The following is an 18,009-nucleotide window of genomic DNA, read 5'->3' on the forward strand; positions in this document are numbered from 1 at the left end:
TGGATACGCAATATGTATCGACTCCCGTCCAAGACCGCAGGTGTGCGTCAGCTAGAGAGGTCAGAGAACTCTAGCATCCAATGACAAACTTAATTGATGCCTGCGCAGACGGTGGTTTCAGCTCAGACTCTCTGGGAAATGAACACCGTAGAGCGGTACCAGATTTGTCTGGTATCAATCTGTAAACCCTGATGAAAGCTAGTTGTTTAGGTGGACATCAGATTTTAAGAGGTGAACTCAGTGGCATTAGGTTTAGCAGCAAAGAAAGAGATCGTCGCGGAAGTGACCGATGTAGCATCTCGCGCTCTATCCGTTGCCGTCGCTGAATACCGTGGTATGGAAGTAGGTGAGCTAACCGAACTTCGTGTTAAAGCTCGTGAGCAAGGCGTTTACTTAAAAGTAATTCGTAACACTCTTGCAAAACGTGCTTTATCAGAAAGTAAGTTTGCTGACTTAGACAGTGCGTTAACTGGACCACTTATTTACGGATTTTCACTAGATGCACCTGGTGGTGCAGCGCGTCTTTTCAAAGACTACGTGAAAACCAACAATAAGTTGAAAGTGACAGCGTTATCTATTGGTAGTGGTTTATTGGGTCCAGACAAACTGGACGCAGTTGCTTCTCTACCAACAAGAGACGAAGCATTGGCGAAACTACTTGCTACCTTCAAAGCACCGGTTGGCAAGTTCGTTCAGACAATCAACGAAGTACCTACCAAGTTTGTGCGTGTATTGGCAGCGATCAAAGATCAAAAATAGTTTTGGTCTTGGCAATTTTATTGATATTTTAACATTATACCCAGGAGTTTAGAGAAATGGCTCTATCCAAAGAAGATATTTTAAACGCAATCGCAGAAATGCCTGTGATGGAATTAGTTGAACTGATCGAAGCAGCAGAAGAGAAGTTCGGCGTAGAAGCTACTGCAGCAGTTGCTGTAGCAGCAGGTCCAGCAGCAGCAGCTGAAGCAGCTGAAGAGAAGACAGAATTCGACGTAGTTCTTACTTCTTTCGGTGCTAACAAAGTTGCAGTAATCAAAGCTGTACGTGGTGCTACTGGTCTTGGCTTGAAAGAAGCTAAAGAAGTAGTAGAATCTGCACCTAAGGCAATCAAAGAAGGCGTTGCTAAAGAAGAAGCAGAAGAACTGAAGAAGCAGCTTGAAGAAGCTGGTGCTGAAGTTGAAATTAAGTAATTAATTGATTTTAATTGCTAGCCTATTATAGGCTTAGGCTGATGGTTTTTAACCATCAGCCTTTTTGCGCTATATCTATTGCAAAAAATTTGCCCTTTATTTCAATAGATTTTTGCGCGGGGAAAGCGTTAAGTTTTGAATTCTTACAGTTTTATCGGCTGTTTTGGTTTATGCTTGAGCTGGCACCCAAAAAGTAAAGGGTACAGGAAGTTTGTTACGCATTTATTATTGTCGTTGTGTAGCAGGTCGGGTCTAAAATCAGTCGGCTGAGGAACCCATGGTTTACTCTTATAGTGAAAAAAAACGTATCCGTAAGGATTTTGGCAAGCGCCCACAGGTATTGGAAATTCCATACCTCCTATCAATACAATTAGATTCATTTAAAAAATTCATTGATCAAGATCCTGATGGTCAGTATGGCCTAGAATCAGCATTTAGATCAGTATTTCCAATTAAGAGTTATTCTGGAAGCTCTGAACTTCAGTATGTCTCGTATCGATTGGGTGAACCTACGTTTGACGTTAAAGAATGTCAAATCCGTGGTGTAACCTTTTCTGCGCCATTGCGCGTCAAATTAAGATTAGTCTTATTTGATAAAGAAGCTGCGCCTGGCACAGTAAAAGATATTAAAGAGCAAGAAGTTTATATGGGTGAAATCCCATTGATGACAGAAAACGGCACTTTTGTTATTAACGGTACTGAGCGTGTAATCGTTTCTCAGTTACACCGTTCGCCTGGCGTTTTCTTTGATCACGATAAAGGTAAGACTCACAGTTCTGGTAAAGTGCTTTATAACGCACGTGTTATTCCTTACCGTGGCTCTTGGTTAGACTTTGAATTCGATCCTAAAGACAACCTATTTGTACGTATAGACCGTCGTAGAAAATTACCTGCGACTATCATTTTACGTGCCCTTGAAATGAGCACCGAAGAAATCCTAAATCTTTTCTTCGAAAAAGTATCTGTTCGCATAGACGAAGACAACTTCCTAATGGACGTTGTAGCCGATCGTTTACGTGGTGAAACTGCTCAATTCGACATTCTTGATAACGAAGGCAATGTTATCGTAGAAGAAGGCCGAAGAATTTCAGCTCGTCACACCCGCGCATTGCAAAAAGCAAAAGTATCTGAGTTAGTAGTACCTGCTGAATATTTGGTAGGCAAAGTATTAGCTACTAACCATGTAAACGAAGATACTGGTGAAGTCATTGCAAACGCAAACGACGAGTTAACACTAGAAATTTTAGAAGCGTTGAGAAATGCAGGTATCAATGAATTTGAAACTCTGTACATCAATGAACTTGATCACGGGTCGTACATCTCTGACACTATCCGCATTGATCCCTCTAGCAACCGTTTAGAAGCATTGGTAGAAATCTACCGCATGATGCGTCCTGGTGAACCACCAACAAAAGACGCAGCAGAAAACTTATTTGACAACTTGTTCTTCTCTGACGAGCGTTATGACTTATCAGCTGTAGGTCGCATGAAGTTCAACCGCCGTTTAGGTCGTCAAGATACCACGGGCGCTGGTACTCTAGATAAAGACGACATAGTTGCGGTAATGCAACAACTCATCACTATTCGTGATGGTAAAGACGAAGTTGATGATATCGACCACTTAGGTAACCGTCGTATTCGTAGCGTAGGTGAAATGGCTGAAAACCAATTCCGTGTTGGTTTAGTGCGTGTTGAACGTGCAGTTAAAGAGCGTTTGTCATTAGGTGATCTTGATAACGTAATGCCACAAGATCTTATTAACGCTAAGCCTATTTCAGCAGCGGTTAAAGAGTTTTTTGGTTCAAGCCAGTTGTCACAGTTCATGGACCAAAACAACCCGTTATCAGAAGTTACGCACAAACGTCGTATTTCTGCACTAGGCCCAGGCGGTCTAACGCGTGAACGTGCGGGATTTGAAGTACGTGACGTACACCCAACGCACTACGGTCGTGTTTGTCCAATTGAAACCCCTGAAGGTCCAAACATCGGTTTGATCAACTCTTTGGCAAGTTTCGCGCGAACTAACGATTTTGGTTTCTTAGAAACGCCATACCGTAAGATTGTTGACGGTGTAGTGACTGACGATATCGAATATTTATCAGCAATCGAAGAAGGTCAATATGCAATCGCCCAGGCGAACGTTGAACTTGACGCTGAAAGTCGCTTAGTAGAAGACTTGATTCCTTGTCGTCTACGTGGTGAAACAACCTTAGTGCAACGTGAAGATATCGCGTTCATGGACGTTTCAGCACAGCAAATCGTATCAATCGCTGCAAGTATTATCCCATTCCTAGAGCACGATGACGCAAACCGTGCATTGATGGGATCAAACATGCAACGTCAAGCTGTTCCTACATTACGTGCTGATAAGCCGCTTGTAGGTACTGGTATGGAAAAAACCGTTGCTGTTGACTCAGGTGTTACTGTAGTTGCTAAGCGCGGTGGTATAGTTGATTATGTAGACGCAAGCCGTATCGTTATTAAAGTTAACGAAAACGAAATGGTACCTGGTGAAGCGGGTATCGATATCTACAACCTAACTAAGTACACTCGTTCAAACCAGAACACTTGTATTAACCAACGTCCTACTTGTAACGTTGGCGAACCAATTGTTGCCGGTGATGTATTAGCAGACGGTCCTTCTACCGATTTAGGTGAGTTAGCACTAGGCCAAAACATGCGCATCGCGTTCATGCCTTGGAATGGTTATAACTTCGAAGACTCGATTCTAATTTCAGAGCGTGTTGCTCAACAAGATAGATTTACCACTATCCACATTCAAGAACTAAGCTGTATCGCTCGTGATACTAAATTAGGTCCTGAAGAAATCAGTTCAGATATCCCTAACGTTGGTGAGTCTGCATTGAGTAAGTTGGATGAATCTGGTGTTGTTTATATTGGTGCTGAAGTTAAAGGCGGCGATATCCTTGTAGGTAAAGTTACACCTAAAGGTGAAACTCAGTTAACACCAGAAGAAAAATTATTGAGAGCCATTTTTGGTGAGAAAGCATCTGATGTTAAAGATACGTCTTTACGTGTACCTAACAGTGTTTCTGGTACTGTAATCGACGTGCAGATCTTTACTCGTGACGGTGTTGAAAAAGACCAGCGTGCACTAGAAATCGAAGACATGCAGTTACGTCAGGTTAAGAAAGACCTTGGCGATGAATTCGGTATTCTTGCTGATGGTATCTTCGCTCGCGCAAGAGATTTGTTAATCAAGTCTGGTATTCCAGATACTAAATTATCTGAAACACCGCGTGAAAAATGGTTCGATATTGTGCTCAAAGATGAAGATGCACAATCAGACTTAGATCAAGCTGCTGAACAATACAGCGAAATTAAGAACGATTTCGATAAGAAGTTTGAAATCAAGCGTCGCAAGATCACTCAAGGTGATGACTTAGCGCCTGGCGTTCTTAAGATTGTAAAAGTATATCTAGCAGTTAAACGTAGTATTCAGCCTGGTGATAAAATGGCCGGTCGTCACGGTAACAAAGGTGTTATCTCGACAATTCAGCCAGTAGAAGATATGCCACATGATGCTGAAGGAACTCCGGTTGATATCGTACTCAACCCACTAGGTGTACCTTCTCGTATGAACATTGGTCAGATTCTTGAAACTCACTTAGGTATGGCTGCTCACGGTCTAGGTGTAAAAATTGACCGCATGATTAAAGAAGCCCAAGAAGCAGCTAAGGTACGTGATTTCTTAAAACAGGTTTATACCTTAGGTGAATCGCGTCAAGAAGTTGATTTAGACAGCTTCAGTGATGACGAAATCATGCGTTTGGCAGACAACCTTCGTGGTGGTGTGCCAATTGCAACACCTGTATTTGACGGTGCGCGCGAGTCAGAAATCAAAGAGATGTTGAAACTTGCTGACATTCCAGAGTCAGGACAAATTACCTTGTTTGACGGCCGAACTGGTCGTGCATTCGAGCGTCCTGTTACTGTAGGTTACATGTACATGTTGAAACTTAACCACTTGGTTGATGACAAGATGCACGCTCGTTCAACAGGCTCTTACAGCCTTGTTACCCAACAACCACTGGGCGGTAAAGCACAGTTTGGTGGTCAGCGCTTCGGTGAGATGGAAGTGTGGGCGCTTGAAGCTTACGGCGCAGCTTACACGCTTCAAGAAATGCTTACAGTTAAGTCTGACGATGTGAACGGCCGTACTAAGATGTATAAGAACATCGTTGACGGCGACCACAGAATGGAACCTGGCATGCCAGAATCCTTCAACGTATTGTTGAAAGAAATCCGTTCATTGGGTATCAACATCGAGCTTGAAGAAAACTAAGCAAGCGTTAGCGCTAAATTACAGGTTGGCCCGGCATTGGCCGGGTCGGATTAAAGACTCCGCTGGAGAGAAATGTGAAAGACTTATTAAAGTTTATTAAACAGCAAAATAAGACCGAAGAATTCGATAATATTAAGATCGGTCTTTCATCACCGGATATGGTCCGTTCGTGGTCATACGGTGAGGTCAAAAAACCTGAAACCATCAACTACCGTACGTTCAAACCTGAGCGTGATGGTCTTTTCTGTGCTCGTATATTCGGCCCAGTAAAAGATTACGAGTGTTTATGTGGTAAATACAAACGCCTTAAGCACCGTGGTGTTATTTGTGAAAAATGTGGTGTAGAAGTAACCCTAACTAAAGTACGTCGTGAGCGTATGGGTCACATCGAATTAGCATCACCTGTTGCCCACATCTGGTTCCTAAAATCACTTCCGTCTCGCATCGGTTTGATGTTAGACATGACGTTACGTGACATTGAGCGCGTATTGTACTTTGAAAGCTATGTTGTAACTGAACCTGGTATGACTGACCTTGTTCAAGGACAATTGCTTAACGAAGAAGAATATTTAGATTCGTTAGAAGAACATGGCGATGATTTCGACGCGAAAATGGGTGCAGAAGCAGTATTTGAATTGCTAAAAGCCCTAGACGTTGATTCTGACGTAGCATCAATGCGTGAAGAGTTACCCAGTGTAACTTCTGAAACTAAGCGTAAGAAAATCACTAAGCGTCTTAAGTTATTAGAATCATTCCAGCAATCAGGTAACAAGCCTGAGTGGATGATTTTAACTGTATTGCCAGTACTTCCACCTGAACTACGTCCATTAGTGCCGTTAGACGGTGGTCGTTTTGCGACTTCTGACTTGAACGATTTATATCGTCGTGTAATTAACCGTAACAACCGTTTGAAGCGTCTTCTAGACTTGGCTGCACCTGACATTATCGTACGTAACGAAAAGCGTATGCTTCAGGAAGCGGTTGATGCTCTATTAGATAACGGTCGTCGTGGTCGTGCTATTACTGGTTCAAACAAGCGTCCGCTTAAATCACTTGCCGATATGATCAAAGGTAAGCAAGGTCGTTTCCGTCAGAACCTTCTTGGTAAGCGTGTTGACTATTCAGGTCGTTCGGTAATTACCGTTGGTCCTACACTGAAACTGCATCAGTGTGGTCTACCTAAGAAAATGGCTCTTGAGTTATTCAAGCCATTTATCTATGGCAAATTAGAAGGTCGTGGTCTAGCTACTACGATTAAAGCTGCGAAGAAGTTAGTTGAGCGCGAAGCACCGGAAGTTTGGGACGTTTTAGATGACGTTATCCGTGAGCATCCGGTACTACTTAACCGTGCACCTACGCTTCACAGACTTGGTATCCAAGCATTTGAGCCTACCTTAATCGAAGGTAAAGCGATTCAGTTGCACCCACTAGTGTGTGCGGCTTATAACGCTGACTTCGACGGTGACCAAATGGCGGTTCACGTACCATTGACTATCGAAGCACAGCTTGAAGCTCGTGCATTGATGATGTCAACTAACAACATTTTATCACCAGCAAACGGTGAACCTATCATCGTACCTTCACAGGACGTTGTACTAGGTCTTTATTACCTAACCCGTGATCGCATCAATGCCAAAGGTGAAGGCATGGTGTTCTCTTGCCCGAACGAAGCTGAAAAAGCTTACCGTACGGATCAAGCAGAGTTACACGCACGCGTTAAAGTTCGTTTGACTACTTATGAAGTCAACGAAGACGGTGAAAAAATTGCTAACACTGGGATAGTTGAAACTACTGTTGGTCGTGCCATTTTCTCATTGGTATTACCAAAAGGCTTGCCTTTCGAATTGATCAACCAAGCAATGGGTAAAAAGCAGATTTCAAGACTATTGAACGCTTGTTACCGTACTCTTGGTCTGAAAGATACAGTTATTGCAGCTGACCAAATCATGTATTCTGGTTTCCATTACGCAATGATTGCTGGTGCTTCTGTAGGGATTGACGACATGGTTATCCCAGAAGCTAAGAAAGAAATCATCGACCAAGCAGAAGCTGAAGTTGTTGAAATTCAGGAACAGTTCCAATCAGGTCTTGTAACTGCCGGTGAGCGTTACAACAAAGTTATCGATATCTGGTCAACAGCTAACGATAACGTAGCAAAAGCTATGATGGACAACTTGAAATCTGAAACTGTTATTAACCGTGACGGTGAAGAAGAAGAACAGCAAAGCTTTAACTCTGTTTACATGATGGCTGACTCTGGTGCTCGTGGTAGCCCGGCGCAGATTCGCCAGTTAGCAGGTATGCGTGGTCTAATGGCTAAGCCAGATGGCTCAATCATCGAAACCCCAATTACGGCTAACTTCCGTGAAGGTCTAAACGTACTTCAGTACTTTATTTCTACTCACGGTGCTCGTAAAGGTCTAGCGGATACGGCGCTTAAAACAGCCAACTCAGGTTACTTAACTCGTCGTTTGGTTGACGTTGCACAAGACTTGGTAATCACCAATGTAGATTGTGGTACTTTCGAAGGTGTTGAAATGACACCATTAATCGAAGGTGGTGACGTTGTTGAACCATTACGCGAGCGTGTACTAGGTCGTACTGTTTGTGAAGACGTATTGAAACCTGGTACTGATGAAGTATTAGTTGAACGTAACGTGATCCTTGACGAAAAACTGGTTGATCTTCTAGAAGAAAACAGTGTCGATAAAGTAAAAGTACGTTCTGTAATCACTTGTGATAACGACTACGGCGTTTGTGCAAGCTGTTACGGTCGTGACCTAGCACGTGGTCACAGAGTCGGTATCGGTGAAGCTGTGGGTGTTATCGCTGCTCAGTCAATCGGTGAGCCTGGTACACAGTTAACCATGCGTACATTCCACATCGGTGGTGCGGCATCAAGAGCTTCAGCAGAAAACAGCGTACAGGTGAAAACCACTGGTACATTGAAACTGCACAACGAGAAGTTCGTTCGTAACACTGACGGAAAAGTGGTTATCGTTTCTCGTTCGACTGAAATCACTATTATCGATGACCAAGGTCGTGAGAAAGAAAGATATAAAGTACCTTACGGTGCAATCTTAACAGTAGATAATGGCGCTTCAGTTACTGCTGGTGAAGTAGTTGCTAACTGGGATCCGCACAGTCACCCAATCGTGACCGAGCGTCCATCTAAGATTACTTTCGCGGATATCGACGATGGTAACACTGAAACACAAACAGACGAATTAACGGGTCTAACGCGTATCGTTGTTAAAGATTTATCTAAGGCTAACGTAAAAGAGCCTAAGTTAATTCTTGAAAGCGATAACGGCGCATTACAAGAAATTCGTTTACCAGCGTTTACCACTATCGAAGCTACAGATGGCATGATGGCTAACGAAGGTGATGTATTAGCACGTATTCCTCAAGAGAGTTCGAAAACACGTGACATTACCGGTGGTCTTCCACGCGTTGCTGACTTGTTCGAAGCACGTAAGCCTAAAGAACCCGCTATCTTGGCCGAAATTTCAGGTACCATTGGTTTCGGTAAAGAAACTAAAGGTAAGCGTCGTTTAACCATCACACCTAAAGATGAAAGCGCAGCACGTCATGTTAGCTTGAACTCTAACGGTGCGTACGAAGAGATGATTCCTAAGTGGCGTCAACTTAACGTGTTCGAAGGTGAAAGCGTTGAAAAAGGTGAAGTTATCTCTGACGGTCCAGAGTCACCACATGACATCTTAAGACTTCGTGGCGTAAGTGCAGTATCTAACTACATTGTAAACGAAGTACAAGAAGTTTACCGTTTACAAGGTGTTAAGATTAACGATAAGCACATCGAAGTTGTCATTCGTCAGATGCTTCGTAAGTGTATCATCGTTAATCCAGGTGACAGCTTGTTCCTAGAAGGTGAACAAGTTGAAGTGTCTAACGTGAAAATCGCTAACCGCGAATTGGAAAAACAAGGCAAGATCGGCGCAACGTACGAAATTCAGTTGCTCGGTATTACTAAAGCGTCTCTATCAACAGAGTCCTTTATTTCTGCTGCGTCATTCCAAGAAACAACACGTGTACTTACCGAAGCTGCAGTTCAAGGTAAAGAAGACGACTTACGTGGACTCAAAGAAAACGTTATCGTTGGTCGCTTGATTCCGGCAGGTACTGGTTTTGCGTATCACCAGTCACGTGCTGAGCGTAAGCATGCTGCCTTGCAAGAAGAGCTTTCTGTTTCTGCTGAAGAAGCACAAGCACAACTTGCTGAAGCACTTAATGCTGAAAGCGAAAGCGGCGACGAAGAATAAGATTTTACTTAGTACATAAGTTAATCAATTCAATGAAAGCCCATCAATGAAAATTGATGGGCTTTTTTATTTGTTAAAGCAATCACCTCTAATGTTACAGATCTTTGATTTATTGGGCTTGGGGCTTGACACTCGGTTTAATGATCTATAGTATCTCGCAACCCAATTTTAGGGATATCTGTCTAACGTTAGTGGTAAAGACGGGCTTATTGAAAGCAAAAAGGCTTCACCGTTAGCAACTTACAGAATTAATCATGAAGTTGTTTGAAATATACTTGGTTGTTTCAACAGCTTTTTTTACGCACCCGGGCATTCACAAGAATAGCATCGGGTTTTATAGTTTTAATCAGGAGCTAGTTAATGGCAACAGTTAACCAGTTAGTGCGTAAGCCACGTAGAAAGCCGGTAGAGAAATCTAACGTTGCTGCCCTACAAGCTTGCCCACAACGTCGTGGTGTATGTACTCGTGTATATACAACAACGCCTAAGAAGCCGAACTCAGCACTTCGTAAAGTGTGTCGTGTTCGTCTAACTAATGGCTATGAAGTTTCTTCATACATCGGTGGTGAAGGCCACAACCTTCAAGAGCACAGTGTTGTGCTTATTCGTGGTGGTCGTGTTAAAGATCTACCTGGTGTTCGTTATCACACTGTTCGCGGTACATTGGACTGCGCAGGCGTAAACGATCGTAAACAAGCCCGTTCTAAGTACGGCGCGAAAAGGCCTAAGTCTTAACGGTTCTCCGTTAGTAAGGCCAAACATTAATTTTTGAGTTTTGGGTTATCCCTGAATTCTACGGAGAATACAATGCCTAGAAGAAGAGTCGTAGGTCAACGAAAAATCCTACCAGATCCTAAGTTCGGATCAGAATTGCTTGCTAAATTTATGAACGTCGTAATGCTTGACGGCAAAAAATCTGTCGCTGAGAAAATCGTTTACGGTGCCCTTGATATTGTTGCTGAAAAATCTGGCAAACCGCATGTAGACGTGTTTGAAGATGCGCTAGACAACATCCGTCCTACAGTAGAGGTTAAATCTCGTCGTGTAGGTGGTTCTACTTACCAAGTACCAGTAGAAGTTCGTCCAGTTCGTCGTAATGCTCTTGGCATGCGTTGGCTAGTAGAAGCGGCACGTAAGCGTGGCGAGAAGTCTATGGCGCAACGTTTAGCAGCTGAAATGCTTGACGCGCAAGACAACAAAGGTAATGCAGTTAAGAAGCGTGAAGACGTACACCGCATGGCTGAAGCAAACAAAGCGTTTGCTCACTATCGCTGGTAGTCTGAATTAGAAAAAGGGGTCAGAGAAACAGGACGTCAGGTTAAAAATAATGGAGTCGGGGTTAATTATTACATTTGTAAAGTTAACTTCCGGCAAACATTAAATAATTAACCCCGACTCCATTATTAATCTCTGTCCCCATTTTCGACATCTATCTAAAGAAAAACAACAAAAGAGACATTGATGCCACGTATAACGCCCATTCAATATTATCGTAACATCGGAATCGTTGCTCACGTAGACGCGGGCAAAACGACGACCACCGAACGTGTACTTTTCTACACGGGTATTTCACACAAAATTGGTGAAGTACATGATGGTGCTGCGACTATGGATTGGATGGAACAAGAACAAGAGCGCGGAATTACAATTACTTCCGCAGCAACCACTTGTTTTTGGGCTGGCATGCAACAGCAATTTAACCAGCATCGTATTAATATTATTGATACTCCTGGACACGTTGACTTTACTATCGAAGTTGAACGTTCGTTGCGTGTGTTAGACGGTGCAGTAGTGGTCTTTTGTGGTTCTTCTGGCGTTGAGCCGCAGTCTGAGACTGTTTGGCGACAAGCTGACAAATACCAAGTACCGCGTATCGTATTCGTGAATAAAATGGATCGCGCTGGTGCAGACTTTGATCGTGTAGTTGGTCAAATTCGCAAACGTCTAGGTGCTACTTGTGTGCCTATTCAAATGAACATTGGTACAGAAGAGAATTTCCAAGGTGTAATCGACCTAATTAAAATGAAGGCGATTAACTGGAATCAAGAAGATAAAGGTGTCACCTTCACCTACGAAGATATTCCTGCTGATTTGCTAGATAAAGCCGAAGAAATGCGCACCGAAATGGTTGAAGCCGCGGCTGAAGCAAACGAAGAGTTAATGGATAAATATCTTGGTGGAGATGATCTTACCGAAGAAGATATTAAGCAAGGTTTACGTCAACGTGTATTGAACAACGAAATCGTTGTTGCCTTGTGTGGTTCAGCGTTCAAAAACAAAGGCGTACAAGCGGTACTAGACGCTGTGGTTGAATATTTACCTTCACCAACGGAAGTTAAAGCAATCACTGGTGTGCTAGATGACGGCAAAGAGACCCTCGCAGAGCGTCATTCCGATGACGACGAGCCTTTCGCTGCGTTAGCATTTAAAATAGCTACAGACCCCTTTGTGGGCTCATTGACCTTCTTTAGATGCTACTCAGGTGTAATTAAAACCGGAGACGCGGTATACAACCCTGTTAAAGGTAAAAAAGAACGTATTGGTCGTATTGTGCAAATGCACGCTAATGACCGCGCAGAATTAAAAGAAGTTCGCGCTGGCGACATCGCCGCCGCTATCGGGCTGAAAGATGTGACCACGGGTGACACCCTTTGTGACATCAATAATGTCATTACTCTTGAGCGCATGGATTTTCCAGATCCTGTTATTTCAATTGCAGTGGAGCCAAAGTCGCTTGCTGATCAAGAAAAAATGGGTATCGCGCTGAGCAAACTAGCTGCAGAAGATCCGTCATTCAAAGTGCATACAGATGAAGAGTCAGGCCAAACCATTATTTCAGGTATGGGTGAATTGCACTTAGATATCATCGTTGATCGTATGAAGCGTGAATTCAGCGTTGAGTGTAATGTCGGTAAGCCACAAGTGTCTTATCGTGAAACTTTACGCAAAAAAGTTGAAGTCGAAGGTAAATTTGTGCGTCAATCGGGTGGTCGTGGACAGTTTGGTCATGTATGGTTACGCATCGAGCCGCAAGAAGAAGGCGCCGGTTACAGTTTTGTGAACGAAATTGTCGGTGGAGTAGTACCAAAAGAGTACATTCCAGCGGTAGATAAAGGCATTCAAGAACAGATGCAAAACGGTGTTCTTGCAGGTTATCCTGTGCTTGATGTTAAGGTCACTTTGTATGACGGTTCGTATCATGATGTTGACTCTAACGAAATGGCGTTTAAAATTGCGGGCTCAATGGGATTCAAAAAAGGTGCTGCCGAAGCAGATCCTGTTTTGTTAGAACCTGTAATGAAAGTTGAAGTAACAACTCCTGAAGATTGGATGGGTGACGTTGTAGGTGACCTTAACCGTCGTCGGGGGATGATAGAAGGAATGGATGAAGGTGTAGCGGGCATTAAGATAGTGCGTGCTAAAGTACCGCTTTCTGAAATGTTTGGTTATGCCACTGACTTGCGCTCTCAAACGCAGGGACGTGCGTCATATTCAATGGAATTCTTTAATTACGCTGAAACGCCAAATAATGTGGCGAAGGCGATTATTGAATCCCGAGTATAATTTTTTATTTTTTTAGATTCGGTCCGGTCTATGTTGGAACGGGCGTTAAACTTAGGAAAAAAGAGCAATGGCAAAAGAAAAGTTTGAACGTACGAAACCGCACGTAAACGTAGGTACAATCGGCCACGTTGACCACGGTAAAACGACGTTAACAGCGGCAATCACTACTGTACTGGCAAAGACTTACGGTGGTAGTGCCCGCGCATTCGACCAAATCGATAACGCACCTGAAGAGCGTGAGCGTGGTATCACAATCGCAACTTCACACGTTGAATATGACACGCCTACACGTCACTACGCACACGTAGACTGTCCTGGACACGCTGACTATGTTAAAAACATGATCACTGGTGCAGCACAGATGGACGGCGCAATCTTAGTAGTAGCAGCGACTGATGGCCCAATGCCACAGACGCGTGAGCACATCCTACTAGGTCGTCAGGTAGGTGTACCTTACATCATCGTATTCATGAACAAATGTGACATGGTTGATGATGAAGAACTACTAGAACTAGTAGAAATGGAAGTACGTGAATTACTTTCAGAATATGAATTCCCTGGCGATGACTTACCAGTAATCCAAGGTTCTGCACTTAAAGCCCTTGAAGGCGATGCAGAGTGGGAAAAGAAAATCGTAGAGCTAGGTGAAGCTTTAGATACTTATATCCCAGAGCCAGAGCGTGACATTGACAAGCCATTCATCTTGCCAATCGAAGACGTATTCTCAATCTCAGGTCGTGGTACAGTTGTAACTGGCCGTGTTGAGCAAGGTATCGTTAAAGTAGGTGAAGAAGTAGAAATCGTTGGTATCAAAGCAACGACTAAGACGACTTGTACTGGTGTTGAAATGTTCCGTAAGTTGCTAGACGAAGGTCGTGCAGGTGAGAACGTTGGTGTACTACTACGTGGTACTAAGCGTGATGACGTAGAGCGTGGTCAAGTATTGGCGAAGCCTGGTTCAATCAACCCACACACTAAGTTCGAAGCAGAAGTATACGTACTAAGCAAAGACGAAGGTGGCCGTCACACGCCATTCTTTAAAGGCTACCGTCCACAGTTCTACTTCCGTACAACTGACGTCACTGGTGCTGTAGAGTTACCAGAAGGCGTAGAAATGGTAATGCCTGGCGACAACTTGAAGTTTGTTGTTGAGCTAATTGCACCAATCGCGATGGACGAAGGTTTACGCTTCGCAATCCGTGAAGGTGGTCGTACAGTAGGTGCGGGTGTTGTAGCTAAAATCTTAGCTTAATATTCGAAACCACTAATCGATTCCAAAGGCCAGCTTATGCTGGCCTTTTTGTTATTCCAAACAATAAATTCCTACCTATTCCCACCATAACAATTTTGTGTTTAATACCATTCAGGTATAAGCTTGCTATAGAGCCAAAACAAGCCAAGTTGACTCTACATAAAATCAGTAAAACGCTAGCGAAAACAGTAGGTAACAAAGAAATCCGTATTTAGCGAGAAAACCCTCTAAATACAGGCTCGCGAAATCCAGCCCTAATAAACCTAAACTAAAGTTGACCATTCGAAATTAAATGTTGTATAACAGTCATTTAGATTAAAAGGATATTGGCGATGAATCTACTGCACATTCGTACATATGCGAGATGCTCGCTAATAAGATTTTCTGTGCCGCTGGCAAGAACACAAAAATTAACTAGTTAGATTGTGCGTCGGTGATCTGTTATTAAGTACAGTAGAAAAGTTTGAGCTTTTATGACACGCTTTTAGCGTCTGCGATGCTCGCGGAAAACGCAGTTTACCGGCGGACAACTCAGCCGCTAAAAGTGAGGCTTCAAACTCTTAGAAAGGCCAGCGGGGCATATGATTAACATGCAAAGATCGTCGATGCATAAGCTAAGCAAAGGATTAACAGTGTGAGCTCAGTCGTCATCTTCACAGAACAACCCGATTGCGACGGACACAATGCCTTACAGGCATTCCGCCTCCCATCTTGACTGTTATGTGACTCAGGATATTCATGGATAGAAACACTAAAAAAGCACTGAGATGGGATTCTGGTTACAGAACTAAACCAATCAAACCAGACAAAGCTTCCTTTTCAAGTGGCAAGTATTCTATGGCGTATGCGTGCCTCGACTGCAAAACCTCTTTTAAACGCAGCTTTCCTGGTGCGCCATGCGATTATCCATTGCACGGCCAGTGTGTTTCTTGTGGTGGTGTTACTTATAATTTAGGCCGGCATTTCAAAGCACCAAAAAAGTCGGATATTGCCCAATGGAAAAAGGTGGCATATCTCGTCCACCATGGTTTCTATTTTCAAAAAATCTGGCCTATCAAAAATAGCTATTTCAGCGTTTCTTACCCTTCAACGTTGGCAGAAGCAAAAGTGTTTGTTAAAAAGTATAAAAAGCATGCTCTTATTTAGGGTAAAGTCACATAACAAAAAAATTATGTCGCCCGCAGGCGGGCTGGGACACAAACACGCAGGCGGCTTCGCCATTATAGCTTGCCTGTTTGTGCCCCATATTTAGGTGTTCTGTGCCGCTGGCAAGAACACCAAATTTAATAAGGTAGATTGTGCATCGGCGATCTGTTATTAAGTACAGTAGAAAAGTTTGAGCTTTTATGACACGCTTTTAGCGTCTGCGATGCTCGCGGAAAACGTAGTTTGCCGGCGGACAACTCAGCCGCTAAAAGTGAGGCTTCAAACTCTTATACAGGCCAGCGGGGCATATGATTAACATGCAAAGATCGTCGATGCATAAGCTAAGCAAAGGATTAACAGCGTGAGCTCAGTCGTCATCTTCACAGAACAACCCGATCGGGACGGACACAATGCCTTACAGGCATTCCGCCGCCCATCTTAACTGTTAGGTGGCAAAAGGATCTTTTGATGAGGTTTTTCATAAGCGGGGAAATTGATTGGACTGTTGATAAAGAGTTTCAAAGGGCATCATTGGCAGTTAGGAATACACTAGAAGAATTCTTAAATCAGCGAGATTATGGAAGCGAGCTGAAAGAACTGAATATTTTCCCCATAATTGAAAATGCTCCACGAGAAATGATTGAGCAAGGTTGGCACAAAGAAAGGAAATTATTCAAACGTTCTTCTAAATCCTCAGACTTCCGCCTCAAAATAGATTATCACGCATTCCTGAATGGTTCTGATAGTGATAGGGTAAATTTAATAGTGAAGAATATTTTAACTGCTGTTGAAATACTTGGTATCAGAGCAAAAAAGGATTTTGATCATGAAAGGCTTAAACAAGACATCCTTAATTGTTTTGACAAAGTGTAAGAACTTTAGGTTGTATAAGCATGTCACCTAACAAAAAAATTATGTCGCCCGCAGGCGGGCTGGGACACAAACACGCAGGCGGCTTCGCCATGATCGCCTGCCTGGTTGTGCCCCATATTTAGAAGTTCTGTGCCGCTGGCTAGAACACCAAAGTTAATAAGGTAGATTGTGCATCGGCGATCTGTTATTAAGTACAGTAGAAAAGTTTGAGCTTTTATGACACGCTTTTAGCGTCTGCGATGCTCGCGGAAAACGCAGTTTACCGGCGGACAACTCAGCCGCTAAAAGTGAGGCTTCAAACTCTTATACAGGCCAGCGGGGCATTTGATTAACATGCAAAGATCGTCGATGCATAAGCTAAGCAAAGGATTAACAGTGTGAGCTCAGTCGTCATCTTCACAGAACAACCCGATCGGGACGGACACAATGCCTTACAGGCATTCCGCCGCCCATCTTAACTGTTATGTGCCCAAGGTAACCCGATGCTCAGTGTAATGAATAACACTAAATGGGAAGAGTTGTGTTCAGAAATGTACGAACTTAAAGCATCTTCTCCACAGTGGCGGACTAAAGATCTGACTACTGGGTATTTATCTCCATGGGATGGTGATTGGTTTTATCATTTCAGAGAAGGTGGCTTTGATTCGATTGAATGGGTCGAATTAAAGATTGATAGCACCGCTCAATATGAAATCGTCTTAGGTATTTTAAAGCAAATTAATCTACCAGGCTCTAAAAGTGAGAGTGGGTTCAAAATATATGGTTACGTCCCAATGAGTCAGTACGTTGAATACATATAGGTCACATAACAACCCAATAAACGCACTCACTTCGTTCGCTGGGACGCATACTCGTGGGGCGGCTACGCAATTATGCCCCACATGTATGCGACCGTTATTGGAAAGTTAGGGCTCAAATATGAATCGAGCATTTGGGAAAGTATTCAAAAACAAGAATGGCGTTGAGTACGGCGTAATCAGAAAAGCCAAGGGACCATTTCCTGAGGTTTTGTCGACTTCGGAGGTCCTAGCGGAAGACGGTTGTGGTAACTATTTTGTTCTACTAAATGAGGCTGTTTGCTTCTGGGATCACGAAACAGATGAGAACGAGGTTCTTTCTGAATCAGTAGATGATTTTGTTTCTAGGTGCTCGGCTCCAGAAGAAGTTGAACTAGAGCCTGGTCAAGTAGAGTCGGCTTGGATAGATCCCGAGTTTGCGAAGCAATTCGGCATCAAGAGCAAGCCCTAACAAGCGCATGTTTCGGACAAATTTCCGCTGCGCTACAATTTTGCCTGTGCTGCGAGCGTTAGGGTCACTTTTAGGAATTCAGCACTTCAAGTTTGATTAAATTTGCATCATATGTATTGCGTATGCATAATCCAGAAATGGAAATTC

12 protein-coding genes are annotated in these 18,009 nt (G+C 43.3%); all 12 read left to right on the top strand.

The features are described 5' to 3' along the window. Positions 1–240: 240 nt before the first annotated feature. The 12 genes from rplJ (at position 241) to ACNKW3_RS13055 (ending at position 17,862) form a co-directional block, all read left to right on the top strand. Positions 241–759 (top strand): 50S ribosomal protein L10, encoded by a 519-nt coding sequence (gene rplJ, locus ACNKW3_RS13000; RefSeq protein WP_427399734.1) that lies wholly within the window; start codon positions 241–243, stop codon positions 757–759. Positions 760–815: 56 nt separating this feature from the next. Beyond that, complete coding sequence (gene rplL / locus ACNKW3_RS13005; RefSeq protein ID WP_427399735.1) at positions 816–1,190, top strand: 50S ribosomal protein L7/L12; 375 nt, start codon at positions 816–818, stop codon at positions 1,188–1,190. Between the two features lie 277 nt (positions 1,191–1,467). After that, on the top strand, positions 1,468–5,496 hold the full coding sequence (rpoB, locus tag ACNKW3_RS13010; protein WP_427399736.1) for a DNA-directed RNA polymerase subunit beta: 4,029 nt from the start codon (positions 1,468–1,470) through the stop codon (positions 5,494–5,496). Between the two features lie 74 nt (positions 5,497–5,570). Then, positions 5,571–9,779, top strand: coding sequence for a DNA-directed RNA polymerase subunit beta' (rpoC, locus tag ACNKW3_RS13015; protein ID WP_427399737.1), 4,209 nt, complete (start codon positions 5,571–5,573; stop codon positions 9,777–9,779). Positions 9,780–10,139: 360 nt separating this feature from the next. Further along, complete coding sequence (gene rpsL, locus ACNKW3_RS13020; RefSeq protein ID WP_427399738.1) at positions 10,140–10,514, top strand: 30S ribosomal protein S12; 375 nt, start codon at positions 10,140–10,142, stop codon at positions 10,512–10,514. A 72-nt stretch (positions 10,515–10,586) separates the two neighbouring features. Further along, positions 10,587–11,057, top strand: coding sequence for a 30S ribosomal protein S7 (rpsG, locus tag ACNKW3_RS13025; protein WP_427399739.1), 471 nt, complete (start codon positions 10,587–10,589; stop codon positions 11,055–11,057). 183 nt (positions 11,058–11,240) lie between these two features. Then, a complete protein-coding gene (gene fusA / locus ACNKW3_RS13030; RefSeq protein WP_427399740.1) occupies positions 11,241–13,343 on the top strand; it encodes an elongation factor G in 2,103 nt (700 codons plus the stop codon). A gap of 67 nt (positions 13,344–13,410) precedes the next feature. Then, positions 13,411–14,595 carry an elongation factor Tu gene (gene tuf / locus ACNKW3_RS13035; RefSeq protein ID WP_427399741.1) on the top strand — a complete coding sequence of 395 codons (1,185 nt, stop codon included), beginning with the start codon at positions 13,411–13,413 and terminating at the stop codon, positions 14,593–14,595. A gap of 738 nt (positions 14,596–15,333) precedes the next feature. Beyond that, on the top strand, positions 15,334–15,741 hold the full coding sequence (locus ACNKW3_RS13040; protein ID WP_427399742.1) for a hypothetical protein: 408 nt from the start codon (positions 15,334–15,336) through the stop codon (positions 15,739–15,741). Positions 15,742–16,209: 468 nt separating this feature from the next. Continuing rightward, on the top strand, positions 16,210–16,614 hold the full coding sequence (locus ACNKW3_RS13045) for an Imm44 family immunity protein (RefSeq protein ID WP_427399743.1): 405 nt from the start codon (positions 16,210–16,212) through the stop codon (positions 16,612–16,614). Positions 16,615–17,096: 482 nt separating this feature from the next. After that, on the top strand, positions 17,097–17,414 hold the full coding sequence (locus ACNKW3_RS13050) for a DUF6678 family protein (protein WP_427399744.1): 318 nt from the start codon (positions 17,097–17,099) through the stop codon (positions 17,412–17,414). Positions 17,415–17,532: 118 nt separating this feature from the next. Continuing rightward, positions 17,533–17,862: a hypothetical protein gene (locus ACNKW3_RS13055; protein WP_427399745.1), complete on the top strand. Its 330-nt coding sequence runs from the start codon at positions 17,533–17,535 to the stop codon at positions 17,860–17,862. The last annotated feature ends 147 nt before the right edge of the window (positions 17,863–18,009 follow it).

This window comes from Glaciecola sp. 1036, from assembly GCF_050306235.1.
Classification (GTDB): domain Bacteria; phylum Pseudomonadota; class Gammaproteobacteria; order Enterobacterales; family Alteromonadaceae; genus Glaciecola.

Excerpts from the sequence above, each read along its gene's own strand:
- rplL (WP_427399735.1), top strand. The coding sequence starts at position 816 with ATGGCTCTATCCAAAGAAGATATTTTAAACGCAATCGCAGAAATGCCT.
- rpoB (WP_427399736.1), top strand. The coding sequence starts at position 1,468 with ATGGTTTACTCTTATAGTGAAAAAAAACGTATCCGTAAGGATTTTGGC.
- rpsL (WP_427399738.1), top strand. The coding sequence starts at position 10,140 with ATGGCAACAGTTAACCAGTTAGTGCGTAAGCCACGTAGAAAGCCGGTA.
- rpsG (WP_427399739.1), top strand. The coding sequence starts at position 10,587 with ATGCCTAGAAGAAGAGTCGTAGGTCAACGAAAAATCCTACCAGATCCT.
- fusA (WP_427399740.1), top strand. The coding sequence starts at position 11,241 with ATGCCACGTATAACGCCCATTCAATATTATCGTAACATCGGAATCGTT.
- tuf (WP_427399741.1), top strand. The coding sequence starts at position 13,411 with ATGGCAAAAGAAAAGTTTGAACGTACGAAACCGCACGTAAACGTAGGT.
- ACNKW3_RS13040 (WP_427399742.1), top strand. The coding sequence starts at position 15,334 with ATGGATAGAAACACTAAAAAAGCACTGAGATGGGATTCTGGTTACAGA.
- ACNKW3_RS13045 (WP_427399743.1), top strand. The coding sequence starts at position 16,210 with ATGAGGTTTTTCATAAGCGGGGAAATTGATTGGACTGTTGATAAAGAG.
- ACNKW3_RS13050 (WP_427399744.1), top strand. The coding sequence starts at position 17,097 with ATGCTCAGTGTAATGAATAACACTAAATGGGAAGAGTTGTGTTCAGAA.
- ACNKW3_RS13055 (WP_427399745.1), top strand. The coding sequence starts at position 17,533 with ATGAATCGAGCATTTGGGAAAGTATTCAAAAACAAGAATGGCGTTGAG.